We start from the raw sequence: 18,893 nt of genomic DNA on the forward strand, positions 1-18,893 counted from the left end.
AACTGACATGAAATGGGACTACACCAAACTGGCGAAGAATTACCACAAAAGAGCCCCTTACGCCCCCGAACTGATCAAACAGGTGACCACCACCGCCCAATTGCAAGCGAATGCAAGCATTTGTGACATGGGTGCGGGCACGGGTTTTTTGGCCCGTGAGTTTGCCCAGGCCGGATTCCATGTATTGGCGGTTGAACCCAATGCCAACATGCGACAATGCGGTATCGAACATTGTGCTGATCTGACATCAATTCAGTGGTCCATCGGTCAAGCCGAACAGTCTGGCTTACCCGATCACTGTGCCGATTTGATCAGTTTTGGGTCATCCTTCAACGTGGTCGAACAAGACCAAGCGCTGGCAGAAGCCCACCGGATCGTGCGGCCGGGTGGCTGGTTTTTGATTATCTGGAACCACCGGGTCCTGGACCATGGTCTGCAAAGAGCAATAGAACAATGCATCCATCGGCACCTACCGGACTATGACTACGGCCAAAGAAGACAAGACCACCAACATGTCCTGGAGTCCTGTGGCCATTTCTCCCAAGTCATTCCCATGATCCTGGATCACACCCACCAACAAACCAAAACGGACATGTATGAGGCCTGGCAATCCCATGCCACCTTACAAAGACAAGCCAAAGACCACTTCCCGGTCATCTTAAACGACATTCAGGCCTTGATCCAAAGTGAACAGGGCTCCTGGATCCACACACCGTATCAAACCCGCGGCTGGTTGGCTCAGTTTAAAAGCCAGATCGGGTCATAAATCAAAATGGGCGCCGGTCAAACTTTCAGAGACTTGCCAAAGCTTGATTAAATGCGCTTTGTTCAAAGCTTGTTTGGCGATTTTTGCCAGGCCTGATGGCCCTTTCAATTCAAAGAAACCCTGTGGGCCATAATATTGGCCACCTGGGGACTCAAGGCTTAATGAGGCTTGCAATATGGGCACTGAACCGGATTGAGTGCTGTGGGTGATTAATGGCAACAGGGTGTACTCCAATGCCGTCATTAGCCATGGTGACATGTTTCTGCTCAAGTTGCTGCGAACGGCACCTGGATGGGCTGCATTGGAGATGATTTTTTTCCCGGCCATTTTCAACCGACGATCCAACTCGATGGTATACATCAAACAGGCCAGCTTGCTTTGGCTGTAGGCGGCCGCTTTTGAATAGTTACTGACCATGTGCAGGTCTTTAAAATGAATCTTACCCGTTCTGTGGGCCAAACTGCTGACCCAAGTGATGCGAGATGAACTCTGGTCAGGCATCGCATCAATCAGCAACGCCGTCAACAAAAAATGCCCCAATGAGTTGGTGGCCAATTGGCTTTCAAACCCATCTGATGTCAGTGTGAATGAGGGATACATGATGCCGGCATTGTTGACCAATATGTCTAGCCGACTGTATTGTTTCTTGAACGTGGCGGCAGCGGATCGCACTGAATCCATTGCACTCAAATCGATCGACAATGTGTCAATGGCGGCATGGGGCAGGGCCTGCATCATGTTGTGCTTGGCCTGTTCTGCTTTTTCCAGGCTTCTGCAAGCCAAAACAGCGGTGCAACCAATTTGGGCCAGGCTGCATGCCACCGCTTGGCCAAGGCCGCTGCTGGCCCCCGTAATCATTGCAATTTTGTCGTTTTGGTTGGGGATGTTTGTTAAATCAAATTGCATTCATCATTGGCTGTATTGAATGCCCCCAGTGTAATAATTACATCAGTTGCTTTCATTCACCTGGGTTAATAAATGCGGTTTCAATCTGCCAATAATCGTTTTCGAATGCGACTCAAAGATTGGGGCTGAATGCCCAAGTAACTGGCCAGGTGATATTGGCTGATTCTTTGAACCAATTTGGGTTTGTCTTTGAGCAATGCCAGGTAGTGCTCTTCAGCTGACAACCTTCTGTATCGATCCATATCAAGCCGCTTATTTGTCATGGCTTGATCATTGAATCGATGGCACAAGAGGGCAAAATCTGGATGTTGTTCATACAACAGGGCCGTTTTATGTGGGTAACCGACAGCAACGCAGCCATTCTCCAGGCATTCGATGTAGTAGGGCGACGCTTGGTTTTGCGTCGAATTGAGCGGATTGATCACTTCGCCTTCTTGATAAAAATCAGTGTTGATTTCTTGACCATCTTTGATGTAATACGTTCGAATACAGCCAGCCATCACCAGATAACTGCAGGTGGGCCACTCGCCCTCTCGCAGCAGCAGTTCACCCTTATTTACGCTTCGAAAATCACCCTGACTGGCCAGCAGATCAGCCTGCTGTTGGGTGACGGTGCCGTACTGAGACAAAATGTTCAGCACAAATTCGATTGGATCAACGGTCATGAATGCGACCTGTTCAACTTGGCACTTTGATATGAAAAAACTGAATTAAGGATGATTAACTTGGTAAACATGATCGCAGTTTGCTGGCTGTCTCATAAAGTACCGATGGCGCCACTTGGGCCAGTTGTTTCCTCTCCACAGGGTCCAAATCATGATCGGCACTGCCTGCCATGCGACCCGCACCTTCAAAGTAGGCCAATTGAGGTGGCCCAATGCCCCAATTACTTCCTAGCTGTCTGGGTATGATGTGGTAATGATAATGAGGCGCCAATTGACCGCTGTAAATGCCATTGTTTTGGAATGTGAGGATACCCAATGGCTCAAAAGCTTTCAGCATGGCATGGGCGACTCGCTTGGCAGCCATCAATATTGCGGCCGTTTCTTCATCTGAAAGCGCTAACAGGGTAGCCACGTGGCGTTTGGTTATGACACAACACTGACCCACTTCATATTGATAAGGGTTGATCACTGTCATGGTGTGCGCACAATCATCAATCAGCCTGAGTTTCGCGTCAGCAGCAGACATGTCCCGACATATTTCACATGGATCTTGTTCTGGAAGCTCTAACATTCAAGTCCTTTCATCATTTGAATCATGATGCGATCTTCTCAAATCAGCGGGATCAGAGCAAAAGGTTTTCGTTTTTTAAGAGTATGATTGAATCATCCTGGAACCTAAACCCAATGATTTAGAATTAGAATGATATTCTTCATAGTATAATTACTGTCTCTGTCCCCCTGGGCTGGTATATGGATATTGAAAAATTAAAGCGCAAGCGACAAAAGAATGTACAAGAACAAATCATTCTGAAAAAACATCAGATTCATCAGGAATCTGTCTATTGGAGGAGAACAGGGGTCGCTGAACCTGTCAGGATTATTCTTGAGGACAAAGGCATCAATCCAGACACCTCAATTTTCATCAGATACGACATCAATTTCCCTGGCATGGCCTCGGATTCTGGCATTGTACTGACAGCGGACCATGAATTCTTTGAGTTTGAACTCGATTTGAATCAAGCCAGGACTCAGTTAATGTCCATAGATTGGTGGCAAAGGATCACAGAAGATCTCGAAGTAACAAACCACAAACCAGGCACAGGTTCTACCAAATGGTATCTGGCCACAGAAGTTTTGGATGAATTGAATGAAGCATAAACCGGACATCACGATTTTGTTGGCATGTTTGCAGTGCAAAAAGAATCAGATCCCAGCGAATTGTTGACGCTCATTGAATGTCGTTGTTGAACATACAGTTCTATGTCTCTGATAGTTAGGAAATTTATTATGGAAAGAACAAAATACATGGTGTTGACAACCCTATTATTTGCCTCAGTGTTGGCAAAAAGCGCGATTATCATCAATCAACCAATTGAAAAGTACGTCAAAAAATCAGAATTGATAGTCAGGGGAGTGGTCATCAGCAAAAAAGCGAAAAATGAAGCGTTTCATTTGAAACAGCATTCGATGAGCAATGGAAAAATATCCACAAGCCGTCAAATGGTTAAAGCGATATACACCACTTTCACCATTCAAATAAATGAGCTTTTGCGTGGCGAATATGATACGCCAACCATTGAGGTCAAAATGCTCGGTGGGTGTGAAGAAAATGGTTCGTGCTTTCGAATGAGTAGCCATTACCAATATGAAGTCAGTGATGAAGTTTTGATGTTTCTGAACTACGATGAAGTCAATGATTTTTTTCATTCGACCAGTAATGGCATCACTGCATATTTAGTATCAGAAAATGATGAATTGATGAGGGCAGGGGATTTCATGACCTTGGACAACAATGGTTCAATCATTCCCAGAAAGGATCATAAACACTCATTGTCTGTTGATGAGTTAAAGCAAGTCATTGAAGCGAACAAAAATGAATAGTTATATTTGGCCGTATTCCAATTAATTAAGAAAAATCATGAAATGTTTTAGTGGGTTTTTACTCATTATTTTTCTTGCTGGCTGCCAAACCAGTATTACTCTAAGAGAGAAGCTTTATTTTGAAAGGCCTATAAACTTGTATGAAGGGTTTGAAAGAAAGTTTTACTGGCCAATTAATGTTGTATCTGAAAAGAAACTCACTTCAAAAAGGATTCCAAATTCAATTAACAGTGCACTGAGAGAATTAGAGAGTTTGTTAGATGAAAGTTTGTTAATGATTCTTAGGGATGTATCTCAAATGTCTGAGTGTGGACTGGATAAGGTATCAAAAGGTGAATTGTATGAAAAATACTTTTATGCCGTATTTGACGAAATGTCAAAAAGATATCCTTATGATGAGATCAAAAAAGCATTTGATAGAGATGATGTCGATAGCATAGTTCTACAAGATATTTTGATTTATTTTGATTATCTTCAAGGATGGATTACCAATCACTGGAATCTAAATGAAGAAAATGATCTTACTAACCAATTGAATTCAATAGGCATCTATGATTCTTCAGAAATTTTTTACTATTTGCTCATTACGCTTGGAGGGTGTGAATATCAACAAAACATAGACACGCCAGAATTATTCATTTGGGATGAAATTCCAGATGAATGAGATAAAAGGAATTTTAACAATAATGCACGGTTTGTTTTCTGGACAGACAACTAAACTGCGAAATTTCATTATTTTGCAAGCAATTGATTTTGTTGCAATTGTAGAATTTTTCTAACAACTAATGTACCAAACATTTTGAAAAAACCTCAAAAAAAGGTCTTTCAAATTTTGACTGCTAATGTACTGAATATTTTGTCCACTTATAGCCAATTGAACTGTCAATAATAGTCAGGACTGCTTCCATGATATCCTTCTATAAAACATGATCACCAACTGTTTGGTTTGCAAAAGTTACACTCATTCAAAACCAGTTTGAAAAATCACTTCTGTACGCCCAAAGACCACATAGCTGCTGCCAGCCTCTGAGTTTGCATTGGGATCACCACCAACTGCTCCAATGATCAGATCATCGATGCCATCACCATTCACATCACCTGCATGGCTGACTGTACGCCCACTGAAATCATTGGCATTCACTCCATTAATGGTGAAGCCGTTGCTGCCATCAAGGTCCGCGAGATTCAAAGGATTAGGAAAGCCGGCATCATTGCCATAGACCACATAACTGCTGCCAGCATCTGAGTTGCCATTGGGATCAGCAAGATCAGCACCAATGATCATATCATCAACGCCATCACCATTCACATCACCTGCGTAGCTGACCGAATAACCACTGGCATCATCGGCATTCACTCCATTGATTATGAAGCCATCACTGCCACCAAGGGCTGACAGTTCCAAGGTTGATGGAAATCCCGCTCCATTACCAAAGACCACGTAGCTGCTGCCTGCATTTAAGTTTCCATTGGGATCAGCTCCCGATGCACCAATGATCACATCTTCGATTCCATCACCATTTACATCACCTGCATGGCTGACTGAACCGCCACTGAAATCAAATACATTCACCCCATTGATAGCCAGGCCATTGCTCCCATCCAGGGATGACAGCTGTAAGGTTGACGGAAATACTGTATTGCCAAAAACCACAAAGCTCCTGCCTGCTCTTGAGTTACCATTGGGATAAGCACGATAAGCACCAATGATCACATCATCAACGCCATCACCATTCACATCACCTGCGTAGCTGACTGAAAAGCCACTGTAATCACTGGCATTCACCCCATTGATGGTGAAGCCATTGCTGCCATCAAGGGTTGATAATTCCAAATTTGATGGAAATCCTGAATCACTGCCAAAAACAACATAGCTGCTGCCAGCTGCTTCGATTCCATTGGGGCTGGCAAAATAAGCTCCAATGATCACGTCATCGATGCCATCACCATTTACATCACCCGCATGGCTTACTGAACGCCCACTGTAATCATCGTTATCTTCACCATTGATGGTGAAGCCATTGTTTCCATCCAGGGTTGAGAGTTCCAAGGTAGATGGAAATCCAGAATCATTCCCAAAGACCACATAGCTGCTGCCAGCACCATTTTTATTATTGGGATCAGCAAGATGAGCACCAATGATCACATCATCGATGCCATCACCATTCACATCACCCGCATTGCTGACTGAACGCCCACTGGAATCACTGGCACTCACTCCATTGATGGTGAAGCCATTACTGCCATCCAGGGTTGACAGTTCCAAGGTTGATGGAAATCCTGCTTCACTGCCAAAGACCACATAGCTGTTACCTGCATGTAAGTTTCCATTGGGATCACCACCAAAAGCACCAATGATAATGTCATCAATTCCATCACCATTCACATCACCCGCACTGCTGACTGAACGCCCACTATAGTCTTCGGTATTTACTCCATTGATGGTGAAACCGTTGGTACCGTTTAGGTCAACCAGATTTAATTCATCACCGAATTGAGCCATGGCTGTTTGAGCCATAATGGCCAAGACCATTGCAACCAACGTTTTTTTAATTCTTAAATTCATGATTTCAATCCTTTGACATTGATTTGATTAAAGAGCACATAGTTTATCATTAAATGGTGGCTTATTATCTTTTTGGTAAGGACTGAGAATTGGAATTACCTTTAATGAAAAATCTCATCCTTGTCATGGTGTTAAAATTAAGGGAAAGGTAATTAGCTTTTAATGTTTTAGAAAATATTGATTATTTAGGCATTCAATAATTAATTAAGGATACAGCCATAAAACAAATTTATTTTTAAAATTAGTGAACTATAAGTAATGGAAAATAATACAGAAATACCACCCGCAGCTGAAGAAAACTTCAATAAAAAAGCAAAAGCATTGATTAAATTAATTAAAGAAGTTGAATTTGACAATCAAGGTGATGCAAACAATTCAGATCTTCACAGCAGAGTTACAATTACTGATAAGGATATTGTTGGTGAAGTTGAGATGTTTTCAAGTAATGAAAAAGGAAAAGTTATGGGACGATTTTTTAAATACATGGACTCTCATTACGGAATAGTTGATGATGATTTTGAAAAATTAAGAGACGTGTCACAAAATATTCAAAGGTTAAACGCTTTCAAACTCATTTTAAGCCAAAATTTCATTGAAAATCATTTATTTAACTGGTGTGTTGAATCATTTAAAGCACATGCAATTACTAACCCTTTCATCGAGTATTTAAAGCTGCAAGCAGAAGCTGCTGTAAAAGAGCAAAAAGTATATGTACCAATAGCAAATTTAATTGTTGATAAAGAATTTAAATTCTGTGGCGTTCTAATTTCTGGTTTAACAAAACCTCTTGCAGATGAAATTTATAAAAGCTCAATTTCGATGGCAAAAAATGAGGGAGCAAAATCAAGATTTGAAAAATTTTTTGATAATTTCAGATCTAAGTACCAAGGGTATGCATTAGCTCTTTTGAAATTTAAGTGTGAACCAGAACTTGCTCACAATTTAGCAACAAATAAAGTACAACGATTGATTTCAATCTTAAGCATTTATCATAGGTCGATACTAATTCATGATATTAAGTGCCCAATTAGTATAAAAGGAAGTGAATACAGCCCTTACACAACATCATTTGAAATTTCTGATGAATTTCTTCTCCTCAGTTTAACAGAAAAACCAGTTGATCTTGCATCTTTACGACCCTGGAGAATAAAAGAAAATGATGTCATTAAATTCAATGAGGTTGGAATGAGTCATTTATCTGTCTTAGCTTCCCAAGATAACAAAACTGAGTTTCAGGACATGATCCTAAATATGGCATATTTATATTCAAAAGCTTCTTTTTCAAACGACCCCATGGAAAAGCTCATACTAATGCTTTCTTCTTTAGAAAGCAGTTTATTGAAAAACCAGAGTGAGTCAATTCAACAAAACATTGCAGAGAGGCTTTCTATGTTGATCGCTGAAAAACTTCAAGATAGAAAAGCAATAATAAAGAACTTGAAAGAAGTGTATTCATTAAGATCGAAGTATTTGCACCACGGACACTCATCTCAAGACATAAAGAATTTGAGTCAATTCTTCTTAAATATGTGGGTGTTTTATGTTCAGTTAATCACTTCTGAGAAGCATGCTTTCAAGACCAAAGCTGAATTTTTAGAATATATCGATGACTATAAACTTTCACATTAACTGATTGCGGCACCATTAATTATGAGCAAAGAAAAAAAGAAATTATTTTTGAATAGATTTCCAACGAAAAATTTAAAGTTAAATTTCATGATCTTGGCATTTTTTTTGATTTATATTTTTTCTATGTTTTTATATCCTTGGTTTGATAAAGAGTGGAATTGGCAGCATGTTCAAAATGTTTGGGATAGATGGCAAGGATTAAATGTCGGCATGCTTGCATTTATATCTAGCGTTATTGCGTTCAGCATTTCAAAGTACCATGTTGAGAAACAAAGAGAAAGAGAATTTATGGCGGTAAGGTCATATTTACCGTTGTCTTTATCTGAACTACAGGAATATCTTTATTCATCATCAGCGATTCTCAGAAGTGCTTGGGAAAGTTTATCGGCTAAAAAACTGCCTGAATTCAACCCCATATATTTGCCAAAAGAATCTATATTGATATTTGAAAATTGCATAAAACTTGGAGATACTGAAATAGGCGATCATTTATCAAAAATCTTAACCAAGCTTCAAGTCTTTAACTCAAGAATAAATTCTATTAAGCAAAGTAAATCAAATGAAACACAAACTTTTATTAATTATATGACAAGCACCACCCATCGAAATTTGTTGGTATATTTTTATAACCTTGGAGAAATCACATCTATGGTTGCAAAGTCATATGCGATAGGTAGGGGGAAAGACGATTTGAATTTGAGCAATCCAGTCTGGGAAGATTTTATTAATGCATATCAGCAATTAGATATAGTTCCAGAAAACTATATCGCTGACAAAGACAGTTTAGAGACTCTTACAAAAAGATTGATCAAGAAACCCTGACTTTTAAAAAATTAACTATAATGGGTTATCAGTTGAACAACCGATCGACGGAATTGAATTGAGAGCCATTAAAAGGGTACCTAAGCTTAATGAAAGATTCATTGCCTTGGTTGTTTATCAATGAGAGAAATCAGCCATTAACCCGTCAGTCTGTTAATTACATCATAAAGTCAGCAGGCAAAAGAGTAGGGGTGGGTTCTGTTAATCCACATATGCTCAGGCATTCATGTGGCTATTACCTGACAAACAATGGTTATGACCTTCGATTAATACAAGATTATCTGGGCCACAGAGATCCAAAGCATACTGTTCATTACACAAGGATTGCTGGTAAAAGATTTGAAGGAATTTGGAGTTAATTATCAATTGACAGATTCAGTTTCATATAAAGAAATTAATGTTTATATAAATGAAATTTTGGCTAAGCCCAAAATGAAAAAAAGATTAGAAAGGTTTTATCAATCTTATAATGATTTAAAATCCATTTATTTAAAGAAGCTTTCCAGAGATTGGAGGTTTAATACATTTCAGTGGGCTCAAGCAATATTTAATTTAACTGAAAAGATATTATTCAGTTACTTGAGGATGAAAGCATTATCGATCGCCTATAAAAATGTTGTGAGTAGCGGAAGTCATCCAAATCACACAAACCCTGGAATATCATTTTATGCTGACACTACAGTCATTAATTTGAATAGCCTCAGAGACAAATTAGCATTGATGGCATGGGCATATCACCATCCTTTTAATCCTGAAAAACAAGAAGAGGTTTTAGATTTCAATGAAATCTTCAATAGACTTAAAAAATCTGAATCTGAAACCCAGGGCGCTTCTTTAAACCATTCTGATTTTTTAACCATTCTTCAGGCTGTCCATAATGGCTATAGCATGTTTAAACATATTGCAAGATATCGCCATTTTAAAATTCATAGACTAGAACCAATCATTCACATGTATGGACCTCAACTACACAATACGAAATTACCGTACATCAGATTTGATGAAACAAATATTCAAGAATCAATAGATATCTCTGACAAGCCTATAAATGGGTTACATGTGGGTTATGATGAAATCGAAAAAGTCATTGAAAGTTCGCTAGAAAAAATAATCGATACAAGCTCTGAATTGTTTACTCATATTCATAATTTACCGCCATATTCAAACTCAATGGTCTAACTAGATTTCCACTGGACAATAAATTTCGTACTTTAGTTGTCAAAATGGGGCTTTAGAGGCCAAAAGTTTCTTACTTTAGTTGCGCATCAACGAGTGGACAGACAACTAAACTGCGAAATTTCATGATTTTGTAAGTGATTGATTTCGTTACAATTGCCAAAATATTTTGACAACTAAAGTGCGAAACTTTTTGAAATTGAACCTAAAAAGTGGGTCTTTCAAATCTTGACAACTAAAGTGCGGAACTTTTTGTCCATTTTTAACGTATTTGAGATTTTAATTGGGCTTGATGAAATCCTCAAGCCAAGCGATCACTTCTTGAGATCTGTGCCACAAATCCATGTTCTCCATCACATAGGAAATGGCTTCTTCCTCGCTGCCTAGGATGACGTAATCGTTTTCGATATAGTTTTCGTCAGGTGGATCCTTTTTGAATAGCAGAAACTGTATGACATGGTGGTTTTGCTGGTGGGCCTGAGCAAGCAAATGGTCAGCTTCATTGGTTCTTCCACCTTTCATAAAGCAGTACAAGGCTCGATTGAAAAGGAAGGCCGTCATGGCATCATCTTCATATCGATCAATCAGCAAACTAAATTCATCAAGTTGATTCATTCGCAAATACAACGAGGATAGGGGGTAACGAACTCCCAGATTGTCATCTGAATTAAGCTTGAGCATTCTCTGGTAGATGTCAATCGATGCCTGATACTCCTCGAAATAAGAATGACAATCGGCCAACCCAGCCAAAGCCCGCATGAACGGTCTGGTACCATGGTTTAACCAAAAGACACCAGTGTTATCTTCGAAAAAGCCTTTTCCATTTTCTGATTCATAGACATCAATGGCTCTGAGATATTGCAGCTTGGCCGCTTCAGCATCGTCTTCAAGATCTGCCAAGTACACCAATACATCGACATTCTTGGGATCGAGGTTTATGGCTTTTATCAGCAGTCTCTTACATGTAACAATTGAGTCAGATTCAAGTGCTTGTAAATACAACTCCTGGCTTTTCTGAATATTCTTGGTCACTGAAAGAAACTATTTTTCATGGCCAAGAAATTATAATCAATTTCGAGGTGCGGTAATCAAGCCAATTGCATCAATGGCAACAATGATCGATCTGAGGGGACAAACAAAAAGATAATCTCACGAATTGATCAAAGGAATTTAGTTAAACCATCAAGTTTTAATTTAACTCAGACATCATTTTTTTGATGACTGAATTTGCTGCTGATCAAAAATGGCAAAGTTAACGGCTTGTTGCAAATCATCATATCGATAACTCTTATATTTATAGATATATTTAGTTTCACATGTAATGCCATGCTTTTTCATGAGGTTTTGTTGTTCACTTGAAGTGGTCATAATGATGATTCCAGTTGTTCAAAATATAGAAGTGGAAAAAAATAGAAAATCCCAGAAGAAAAGCGGGCTTTGACCATGATTGGTCCAAACTATTGATTAGAATTGACCACAAAGTTGACTTTGAGGTCAGCAGAAAAAGGCAAACCTCAAGGGGGTTTGCCTTTTATCATCTGAATTTAGGCAGTTCTTATCTTTTCGGCTTGGGGTCCTCGTTGACCCTGAGTGACAATAAACTCGACTGTTTGACCTTCTACCAAGGTTCTGAAATCATCACCCTCAATTTGACTGAAATGCGCAAAAACATCTTTACCCGACTCTTGTGAAATAAAACCGAATCCTTTTGATTCATCGAACCATTTTACGGTTCCTGTAACTGTATTAGACATGAAAATATCCTTTAAAAAATAATGAAAAGCCCACACGAGGGCTGTTTGGCTTGAATAGAAAATTTGAAAATTTTAAGACTGTGAAACGGAGTGTTTTGAAGTACTGCGAGATAAGACTGTAAATTGTGCACTTTAAATAAAAGCTGCGTGCACTATAGAGTGATCTTTAGGGATTGTCCAGATAAATTAATTTTTGATCAGGTTAATGACAGCGGATTTTTAAACAATATGTTTTTAAATTTAGACACTTAGCTCTTGAATTTTTTTTGATGTTAACTCCCGGAGTGAAATTATATTTCACCTCTAAGTCGGTGGCCAATTTCACTGTACCACTACAGATGAGTTATTTGATAAAAAAACACGGGTGAAATTTTTTGACTTTATAGTTCCAATTATTCCTTATATTAACCCATCGAACTCATATACAAACTTCTTAAAATTATTTAAAAATTACCTTGAAGTAGATGAATTAAAAAAATCATTATTACGCAACGTTAGTTATTCTATCGATGACTATCGTCTATTAACAAATATATATAATGAATATCTCATTTATCGAGCTAATGTGTTTAAAAGTTTAGATAAAAACAAATTAGTTGCGTTAATAGTATATAAAAATATACACCCACAAGAATTTTCAAGACTGCATACTAGTGAAAATAAAGATGCAATTTTGAAAAAGATTTTCTCAAATAAGGAAAACTTAATAAATGATCTCAGATATAAAATAAATATTGAGTTAGAAAAAACAAAAACAAATCTAGAATTAGTCAAGGATTCAATTAGTTATGAAGTTGCTTCAAATATTCGACAGTTGAAATTTATCTATTTATTCGAAATAGTAAAACTCTTCAACAATAACACTATTTATATTTCTATTAATAATAATAGATACCAAATAAATAATTTACCAGAATTGTTAACCTCATTAGATGACAGATTTGAAGAGATAAAAAATTATGGATTTAAGACGATTGGTAGGAATGGTCAAATTGTAGAAGAATATTCATTTGAAGACTTTCAGAAACGTATTTACAGTCACATATCATATTCAGAAAGAAAACAATCCATAGAAGATGGATTTGGGAAATCTGTAATACAACCGATTGAAAGCAAATTAGCTGATCTAGAAAAACAATTAACCGAAATAGAAAGCAAAAATATCAGTCAGCTAATTAAATTGCCTGGAGCAGAAGAAGTTGTTTTTGATGGTTTACGCTGTGACCTAACAAAATATTTAGTGCGAAATGGATTTATTGATGAAAATTATAATAGTTACATGTCATACTTTTTTGAGGGTGGACTATCTCATAAAGATGTTGAATATAGTTTAAAACTAGATTCACAAATATTATTACCTCCAGATACGAAAGTACCAAATGCAAGAGAACTTATCTATGTACTGGATGATCGTGACTTTTTTCTTCCAAATATTTTGAACTACGACGTTTCTAATTCACTAATAGCAAAAAAACTTGATGGTGAAATAAAAGATAAATACTCTTTGTTTTTGAAGTTATTGTCGAGTCAATCGGATAGGGCAACAAAATTTGTTTTTTCAGACTTGTTTTTGAATGATCTCATTAAAATTCTTCCAGATTTGGCTGAGAAATGGAGTGGATTGTGGGATGTATTCATCAAAGAAAACCCATCACAATCAAAAGTCGAAAAACTGTTGTCAGCTATTGTTAATGAACTTAATCTAGATGTTATTGATTCCTTGAATATTAACAATGGCCTCACTAAACAATTAGAATTAATCTCCTCACTTAGCGTTTTTAATCCTGAGAATAATCATCATTCTGAGAAGGTATTAGATTTGCTAAATATTAAGTTCGTTAGATTGATCGATATTGATGATAACTATGAACTATTTCAATATATTTATAAAAATAAACACTTCGAATGCTTCCCAAATATAGTCAAACTTATATTTAGACACATTGCAAACAATGAAAGTCTTGCTAACAACATACAATCTTCATATTTATCATCTATTTATAAGTTAGATTTATCCAAATTGATTATTGCTTTTGAAGAAAAAATCAATTACTACATTGAATATGTTGCTTTTTCATTAACTGACAATTCTAATGAGAATTCAGAAACACTAGTATATTTGTTGAATCATGATGACGTTGATATTGAGCTTAAAAAACAATTTTTTTCAAGATATCATTTTAAGTTAAAGAATATTGATGAGTTAAGTGATGAAAGATTATGGACTCCTGCAATAGAGAACAACTCAATTGCTTTCACTTGGAATAATTTATATAAAACTTACATTCATCAAGAGGGATTAACTAATTCATTAATTGAATTCATAAATACTAATTCCAACAATAAAACTTTTAGTGAAAAGCTGAACACTACAAGTTTTCAAGAAGTCGATGAAGAATCAATACGCCAATTTGCAACAGAAATCATTGAAAATAATGAAATTAGTGATAACCCATACAGCCAACTAGTACCTCAAATATCAATAAATTTCGAAAACATAGAAATTTTGGATTTATCTTCCGAGAAAATTAGTATCCTTATTAAAGCCCAATGTTTCAGCTACTCAAAAGCTAATGTAATAAATTTAGGGAAAAAGTCAAAAGAGAAGGTGGATTTTTTATATCATCATATTGAATCGTTTTCTAAAGATATAAACGAGGAAAAGGGATATTCACATTTTGAATTTACTGATGATGACTATTATTATTTATTAAAAGACAAGAGAATAGATGCTGAACATTTTGAATTTTTTGTTAACTATATAAATTTCGAAGATCTAAATATTAATACTATTAATAATATACTGAAGTTAATTCTATCTTATCGAAATATTGATCAATCAACTAACCAATCAAAGCCCACCATATCAATAAATTATTCTGTATTACATACTTTGATTGACTTTTCAGATGAACTATCAAATTGCTTAGAAATTTTAATTTTAAATATAAATAAATTATCTGTTGAGGAAATTAAATCGCTACTTAGTTTATTACCTGACCCATACTTTAAACTTTCTCAAATTCAGGTTGCTGGCAAGAAAAATCCTATACTTGAAGTAAATGAAAACAACGCTGTACTTCTTGAATTACTAAAGCGTAAGAGAGTAATTTCAAGTTTCAAAGAAAGAAATAGTATTTTGAATAAAATTACTGGCAATCAGCAGTATATTGTTAACTTGAAAAGGAAATAGTCAAAATGATAAATCTTGCATCTAAGTCTTAATTGCTGGAAAAAACACACTTACTTTATTTTTCAAAAATTAGGCCCAAATTGAAATTACAACCTTTACAAACACGGTAACTTAAATCCCATACATTATATAGGCGACAAAGAACTCATTAGCCATCTGAATTTTTAAAATCAATTCAAAAATGATTACTGGACAAAAAATTTCGTAATTTAGTTGTCAAAATGGGGCTTTAGAGGCAAAAAGTTTCGTACTTTAGTTGTGCATCCAACAAGCCATTAATGAGGCTTATTGTGCCATTCTATCTATGCGCATAATATATATTATGTTAAATTATATGTTTGTTTGTTGGTGTTTCTTGCTAAGTAGAGATTGATATATATACATTAAATATCAGTGTTATATACAGCTTTCTTAAACTATATTATCTTATAATCAGCACCTTTTTTTTTACTTAATCTTCTCTCTTGTTGTTAAGAATTACCCGTATGCGTTACCATGGGTTTCATTCAATCTAACCATGGAACTGGATCAGTACCAAAATGCAATGACGCATGAAACCTGAAAACTTTCACAAAAAACAAAAACAAAGCGAAGCCAGGGTCAAAACCATCATCCGGGATAAACTGGGGTGGATGTCGGGTTATCCCACTGTGGAGCATGGTCAGTTGATATGGCGGCATGGACAGGGGACTTATTACCATGATTTGACCACCCAAATAGACTCGGATGTGATCAGAAAGTCACAGCGGGCCATCAACACCCTATTCCGTGATTATCCGGTGGCTTTACCCAAAGTCGTGGGTAATGCCCAAGTGTGGCGACAACGTCATTTGTCGTTTTTGCACAATGTGAAACAATGGTTCGTCAACGATCCCGGTCAGTTGAACAGCCCCTATGAAATTGATAAGAGCTTGATCAAGGCCATGAATGCGGCTGGTTTGAATCATCACAGCCGTGATGATTTGATGCGACAGTTGTTGTGGAAATTTGACTTGAATCGATCCATGATCAAACCCATTGGACAAATCATCCATGACATACAATTGACCGATTGGCTTGATCCCCACATGGCCATGAATTTGTTGTCTTTGTTTGCCGTGGATCAAAACAGCAGTTTGATGCTGATTAAACTGGCCAATTTAATCCAAAGGAATGATCACATCACAGATTTTGACAGGCGTTTGTTGACGCCCTATTTGCGCTTTCACTCGGTTAAGTCGATCAAAAAGCACCAACACAGTTTTGCTCCTGAGCCAATCACCGGGCGTTCACTGAATCAACAATTGGATCAAGTTTTACTGGGCTTGAATGGGTTGAGAAACGCACACAGAAGACGCTGTTTGGATTATTTTGCAGGACTGGGAGTCTATCAACTGATCAATGACTGGCAACAATGGTGGTCATTGATGCAACCTTTGTGCGATAAAACGGCCAATCACATTCAGTTGGGTGGTGCCCAACATTGGGATGCTTTGATTGATCTGCACCATCAAATCAAGGCCATGTATGACAACAAACCCAGTGAATTAAGCTTGTATCATTTGTTTGAATCGATGGTCTCGTGCGCCAATGATCCGCACATTCACCAAGCTTTGTTGCGATTTCAAGTTACGTTGCAGCAAAACCAAAATGGATGGCCCCAAGTCCAAGAATTCATCGGTTTTTTCAGCGGTCTGCTGGACCTCCATAAACCGAAAAAAGAAGTGTTCATTGCTTATTTGCACGGCCTGGCTGCTTACTTGCAATTTGTCGGTGCAAATCCGGAAGAGCACACACCTTGGCGCACCCTACCCGATTATTATTGGGGCAGCACAGACAGCCAACTGTTGCGCAAAGCCAGCAGCCAACAAATTGAATCATTCTTTACTGCCGTCATTGCCATCAAAGAAATTGATCCAAACAAGCCCAGTTCAAATGACCTGAATGAGATCGTCAGCATGTCTCTGGGTGACTTAAATGCCCAAACGATCTGTGAATACTATTTTGCGTTGATTCAAGCCAAATTGTTGGACGATGTATCGCATCAAGTGGCTTATTTGGCTCACCAAACAGGCTCAACGCCCGCTGAATTAACCTCCTTGGTCAGAATCCATCAAGCCTTGTATGAAGATGACATCTATGAAGAAGCCTTCGAGGCCATGGTGGACTTGTTTGTGCGCATGCAACAACCCAAATTGTTGGTTAACTGGTTGTTGAATCAAGACCTGAACCAAATCAAAAACGGCATCAATCATTTGCGCTTGATCGAGAAGGTGTTTGGTGTGGATGCCATCCCCCTACCCGTCACCGCACAGCCCCAAAATGCCACTTGGATCAAAAGTTACCCCAAAATGTTCCATGATGTGTTGGCCACGATCAACGCCCTCAGTGACCAAGCCGCAGCAAAAGTCAAAAACATATTCAAAGGTGTGTGGTGGACAAAAGAAATGATTGCCAATGAAATCAGCCAGTTAGAACATGTTGTTGCTGAAGATTCCGCCAAAAAAGAAGCGATCAGTAAGCGGCTTGTCAAATTGCAGCGACAATCCCAAGCACACCAACCAATCACCCATCACAAGGCCCAAAAGATCGGCCAAAAACTACACCGATTGCAACTACAACTGCACTTCAGTGCTTGGCAAGAACGCTTGGCCAAACAGTTTATCGGTGCCTGGCATCAATTATTCAATCTGCCAGCCTCAGACGTTCCCAGTTGGTTAACCCATCACCGGACCATTGCCAAGTTGACCCCCATTTTGGATTTCAAAAGCCCCTCCAAAAAGCTGGCCATACAGGTGATCCAAGCACGGGCCCGAGACGAGATTAAGCCCATGCTTGGCATCAAAGCCAACCAGAATTTCGTTGCTTTGCTGTCACAACAAGGCATTGATTTGACCGGATGGCCAGATCAAATCAAGCCATTGCAATACACCACCCAAGAACAAGAAGTGATCACCTTGTCGGTGGCCAAAGACCCTTTGGAAATCATGGACATGGGAGGTCATTTTGGCACCTGTTTATCTCCCGGCGACTTCAACTACTTTTCTGTTTTTACCAACATCGCCGATATCAATAAACAAGTGATATACGCGCACGATGAACAGCAAAAAGTGGTTGGCCGGGTGCTGAATGGGATCACCGATCATGGCGGTTTACAGGTTTTTTATCGTTACATGCACCACAAAAAATATCAATTTCATCAGCATGTTATGCCATTCATTGAACAAATTGCATTGAACTTTGGCTTGCTCATGACTGATCGAGGCACGGTCAGTTCATTGTGTTGCAACAAGTGGTATGACGATGGTGCCCACAACATCCAACAGACCCACCCAGGTTTGGCCCCAGGATCGGCCTTCAGGAAACAGTTGCTTGCCATGAAGGGGTTTTGCGCACATTCCCTCGAAAATTCACATTATTTCCCATATGTGTTTGATATTAAACATTTATATTTCCAATAATTCTTCTATTTTTTGATTGATTTACACTGATTTTGGAAATAAATCAGATCTAAAATTAGTCAATATTTCTGTTTTTAGTGATACGACCGCTCTCA

General features: G+C 38.1%; 16 protein-coding genes and 2 pseudogenes. 10 read left to right on the forward strand and 8 right to left on the reverse strand.

The annotated features are described in order from the left end of the window. The first annotated feature begins 7 nt into the window (after window positions 1–7). Complete coding sequence (locus K7G70_RS10195; RefSeq protein WP_223788538.1) at window positions 8–766, forward strand: class I SAM-dependent methyltransferase; 759 nt, start codon at window positions 8–10, stop codon at window positions 764–766. Here the strand turns inward: K7G70_RS10195 and K7G70_RS10200 are convergent. The 4 genes and pseudogenes from K7G70_RS10200 to K7G70_RS10215 form a co-directional block, all read right to left on the reverse strand. After that, window positions 761–1,672, reverse strand: a complete 912-nt coding sequence (locus tag K7G70_RS10200) for an oxidoreductase (RefSeq protein ID WP_223788539.1) — start codon at window positions 1,670–1,672, stop codon at window positions 761–763. The genes K7G70_RS10195 and K7G70_RS10200 overlap by 6 nt on opposite strands. Window positions 1,673–1,752: 80 nt before the next feature. Continuing rightward, entirely contained in the window at window positions 1,753–1,914 is a 162-nt protein-coding gene (locus K7G70_RS10205) for a cyclic nucleotide-binding domain-containing protein (protein WP_223788686.1), read from the reverse strand. 162 nt (window positions 1,915–2,076) lie between these two features. After that, window positions 2,077–2,337 (reverse strand): annotated as a pseudogene (locus K7G70_RS18100) (Crp/Fnr family transcriptional regulator); the annotation flags it as partial. Between the two features lie 55 nt (window positions 2,338–2,392). Then, window positions 2,393–2,908 (reverse strand): HIT family protein, encoded by a 516-nt coding sequence (locus K7G70_RS10215; protein ID WP_348525077.1) that lies wholly within the window; start codon window positions 2,906–2,908, stop codon window positions 2,393–2,395. 179 nt (window positions 2,909–3,087) lie between these two features. On the opposite strand from K7G70_RS10215, the gene K7G70_RS10220 reads away from it, so the two are divergent. The 3 genes from K7G70_RS10220 to K7G70_RS10230 all read left to right on the forward strand — a co-directional run bounded on the left by K7G70_RS10220 (window position 3,088) and on the right by K7G70_RS10230 (window position 4,882). Beyond that, window positions 3,088–3,495 carry a hypothetical protein gene (locus tag K7G70_RS10220; RefSeq protein ID WP_223788541.1) on the forward strand — a complete coding sequence of 136 codons (408 nt, stop codon included), beginning with the start codon at window positions 3,088–3,090 and terminating at the stop codon, window positions 3,493–3,495. Window positions 3,496–3,624: 129 nt separating this feature from the next. Beyond that, window positions 3,625–4,218 carry a hypothetical protein gene (locus tag K7G70_RS10225; protein WP_223788542.1) on the forward strand — a complete coding sequence of 198 codons (594 nt, stop codon included), beginning with the start codon at window positions 3,625–3,627 and terminating at the stop codon, window positions 4,216–4,218. A 37-nt stretch (window positions 4,219–4,255) separates the two neighbouring features. Next, a complete protein-coding gene (locus tag K7G70_RS10230) occupies window positions 4,256–4,882 on the forward strand; it encodes a hypothetical protein (RefSeq protein ID WP_223788543.1) in 627 nt (208 codons plus the stop codon). 297 nt (window positions 4,883–5,179) lie between these two features. Here the strand turns inward: K7G70_RS10230 and K7G70_RS10235 are convergent, their stop codons facing one another. Beyond that, window positions 5,180–6,784: an integrin alpha gene (locus K7G70_RS10235; RefSeq protein ID WP_223788544.1), complete on the reverse strand. Its 1,605-nt coding sequence runs from the start codon at window positions 6,782–6,784 to the stop codon at window positions 5,180–5,182. Window positions 6,785–7,042: 258 nt separating this feature from the next. Between K7G70_RS10235 and K7G70_RS10240 the strand changes: the two genes are divergently transcribed. The 4 genes from K7G70_RS10240 to K7G70_RS10255 all read left to right on the forward strand — a co-directional run bounded on the left by K7G70_RS10240 (window position 7,043) and on the right by K7G70_RS10255 (window position 10,414). Beyond that, the gene (locus K7G70_RS10240) at window positions 7,043–8,413 is read left to right on the forward strand and encodes a HEPN domain-containing protein (RefSeq protein ID WP_223788545.1); all 1,371 of its coding nucleotides are present in this window, start codon (window positions 7,043–7,045) and stop codon (window positions 8,411–8,413) included. A 21-nt stretch (window positions 8,414–8,434) separates the two neighbouring features. Continuing rightward, window positions 8,435–9,235, forward strand: coding sequence for a hypothetical protein (locus tag K7G70_RS10245; RefSeq protein ID WP_223788546.1), 801 nt, complete (start codon window positions 8,435–8,437; stop codon window positions 9,233–9,235). Between the two features lie 89 nt (window positions 9,236–9,324). Continuing rightward, window positions 9,325–9,594 carry a tyrosine-type recombinase/integrase gene (locus K7G70_RS10250; protein WP_223788547.1) on the forward strand — a complete coding sequence of 90 codons (270 nt, stop codon included), beginning with the start codon at window positions 9,325–9,327 and terminating at the stop codon, window positions 9,592–9,594. Further along, on the forward strand, window positions 9,575–10,414 hold the full coding sequence (locus K7G70_RS10255; protein ID WP_223788548.1) for a hypothetical protein: 840 nt from the start codon (window positions 9,575–9,577) through the stop codon (window positions 10,412–10,414). The genes K7G70_RS10250 and K7G70_RS10255 overlap by 20 nt, the downstream gene beginning before the upstream one ends. 276 nt (window positions 10,415–10,690) lie before the next feature. Here the strand turns inward: K7G70_RS10255 and K7G70_RS10260 are convergent, their stop codons facing one another. From K7G70_RS10260 to K7G70_RS10270, 3 genes are all read right to left on the reverse strand, one after another. Then, the gene (locus K7G70_RS10260; protein ID WP_223788549.1) at window positions 10,691–11,443 is read right to left on the reverse strand and encodes a tetratricopeptide repeat protein; all 753 of its coding nucleotides are present in this window, start codon (window positions 11,441–11,443) and stop codon (window positions 10,691–10,693) included. 174 nt (window positions 11,444–11,617) lie between these two features. Continuing rightward, complete coding sequence (locus K7G70_RS10265) at window positions 11,618–11,779, reverse strand: hypothetical protein (RefSeq protein WP_223788550.1); 162 nt, start codon at window positions 11,777–11,779, stop codon at window positions 11,618–11,620. A gap of 176 nt (window positions 11,780–11,955) precedes the next feature. Continuing rightward, a complete protein-coding gene (locus tag K7G70_RS10270; RefSeq protein WP_223788551.1) occupies window positions 11,956–12,165 on the reverse strand; it encodes a cold-shock protein in 210 nt (69 codons plus the stop codon). 346 nt (window positions 12,166–12,511) lie between these two features. Between K7G70_RS10270 and K7G70_RS10275 the strand changes: the two are divergent. Both K7G70_RS10275 and K7G70_RS10280 read left to right on the forward strand, forming a co-directional pair. Beyond that, window positions 12,512–15,358 (forward strand): annotated as a pseudogene (locus K7G70_RS10275) (YobI family P-loop NTPase); the annotation flags it as partial. A 551-nt stretch (window positions 15,359–15,909) separates the two neighbouring features. Continuing rightward, a complete protein-coding gene (locus K7G70_RS10280; RefSeq protein ID WP_223788553.1) occupies window positions 15,910–18,798 on the forward strand; it encodes a hypothetical protein in 2,889 nt (962 codons plus the stop codon). The last annotated feature ends 95 nt before the right edge of the window (window positions 18,799–18,893 follow it).

The sequence above is a fragment of the Marinicella meishanensis genome, from assembly GCF_019931145.1.
Taxonomy (GTDB): Bacteria; Pseudomonadota; Gammaproteobacteria; order Xanthomonadales; family Marinicellaceae; genus Marinicella; species Marinicella meishanensis.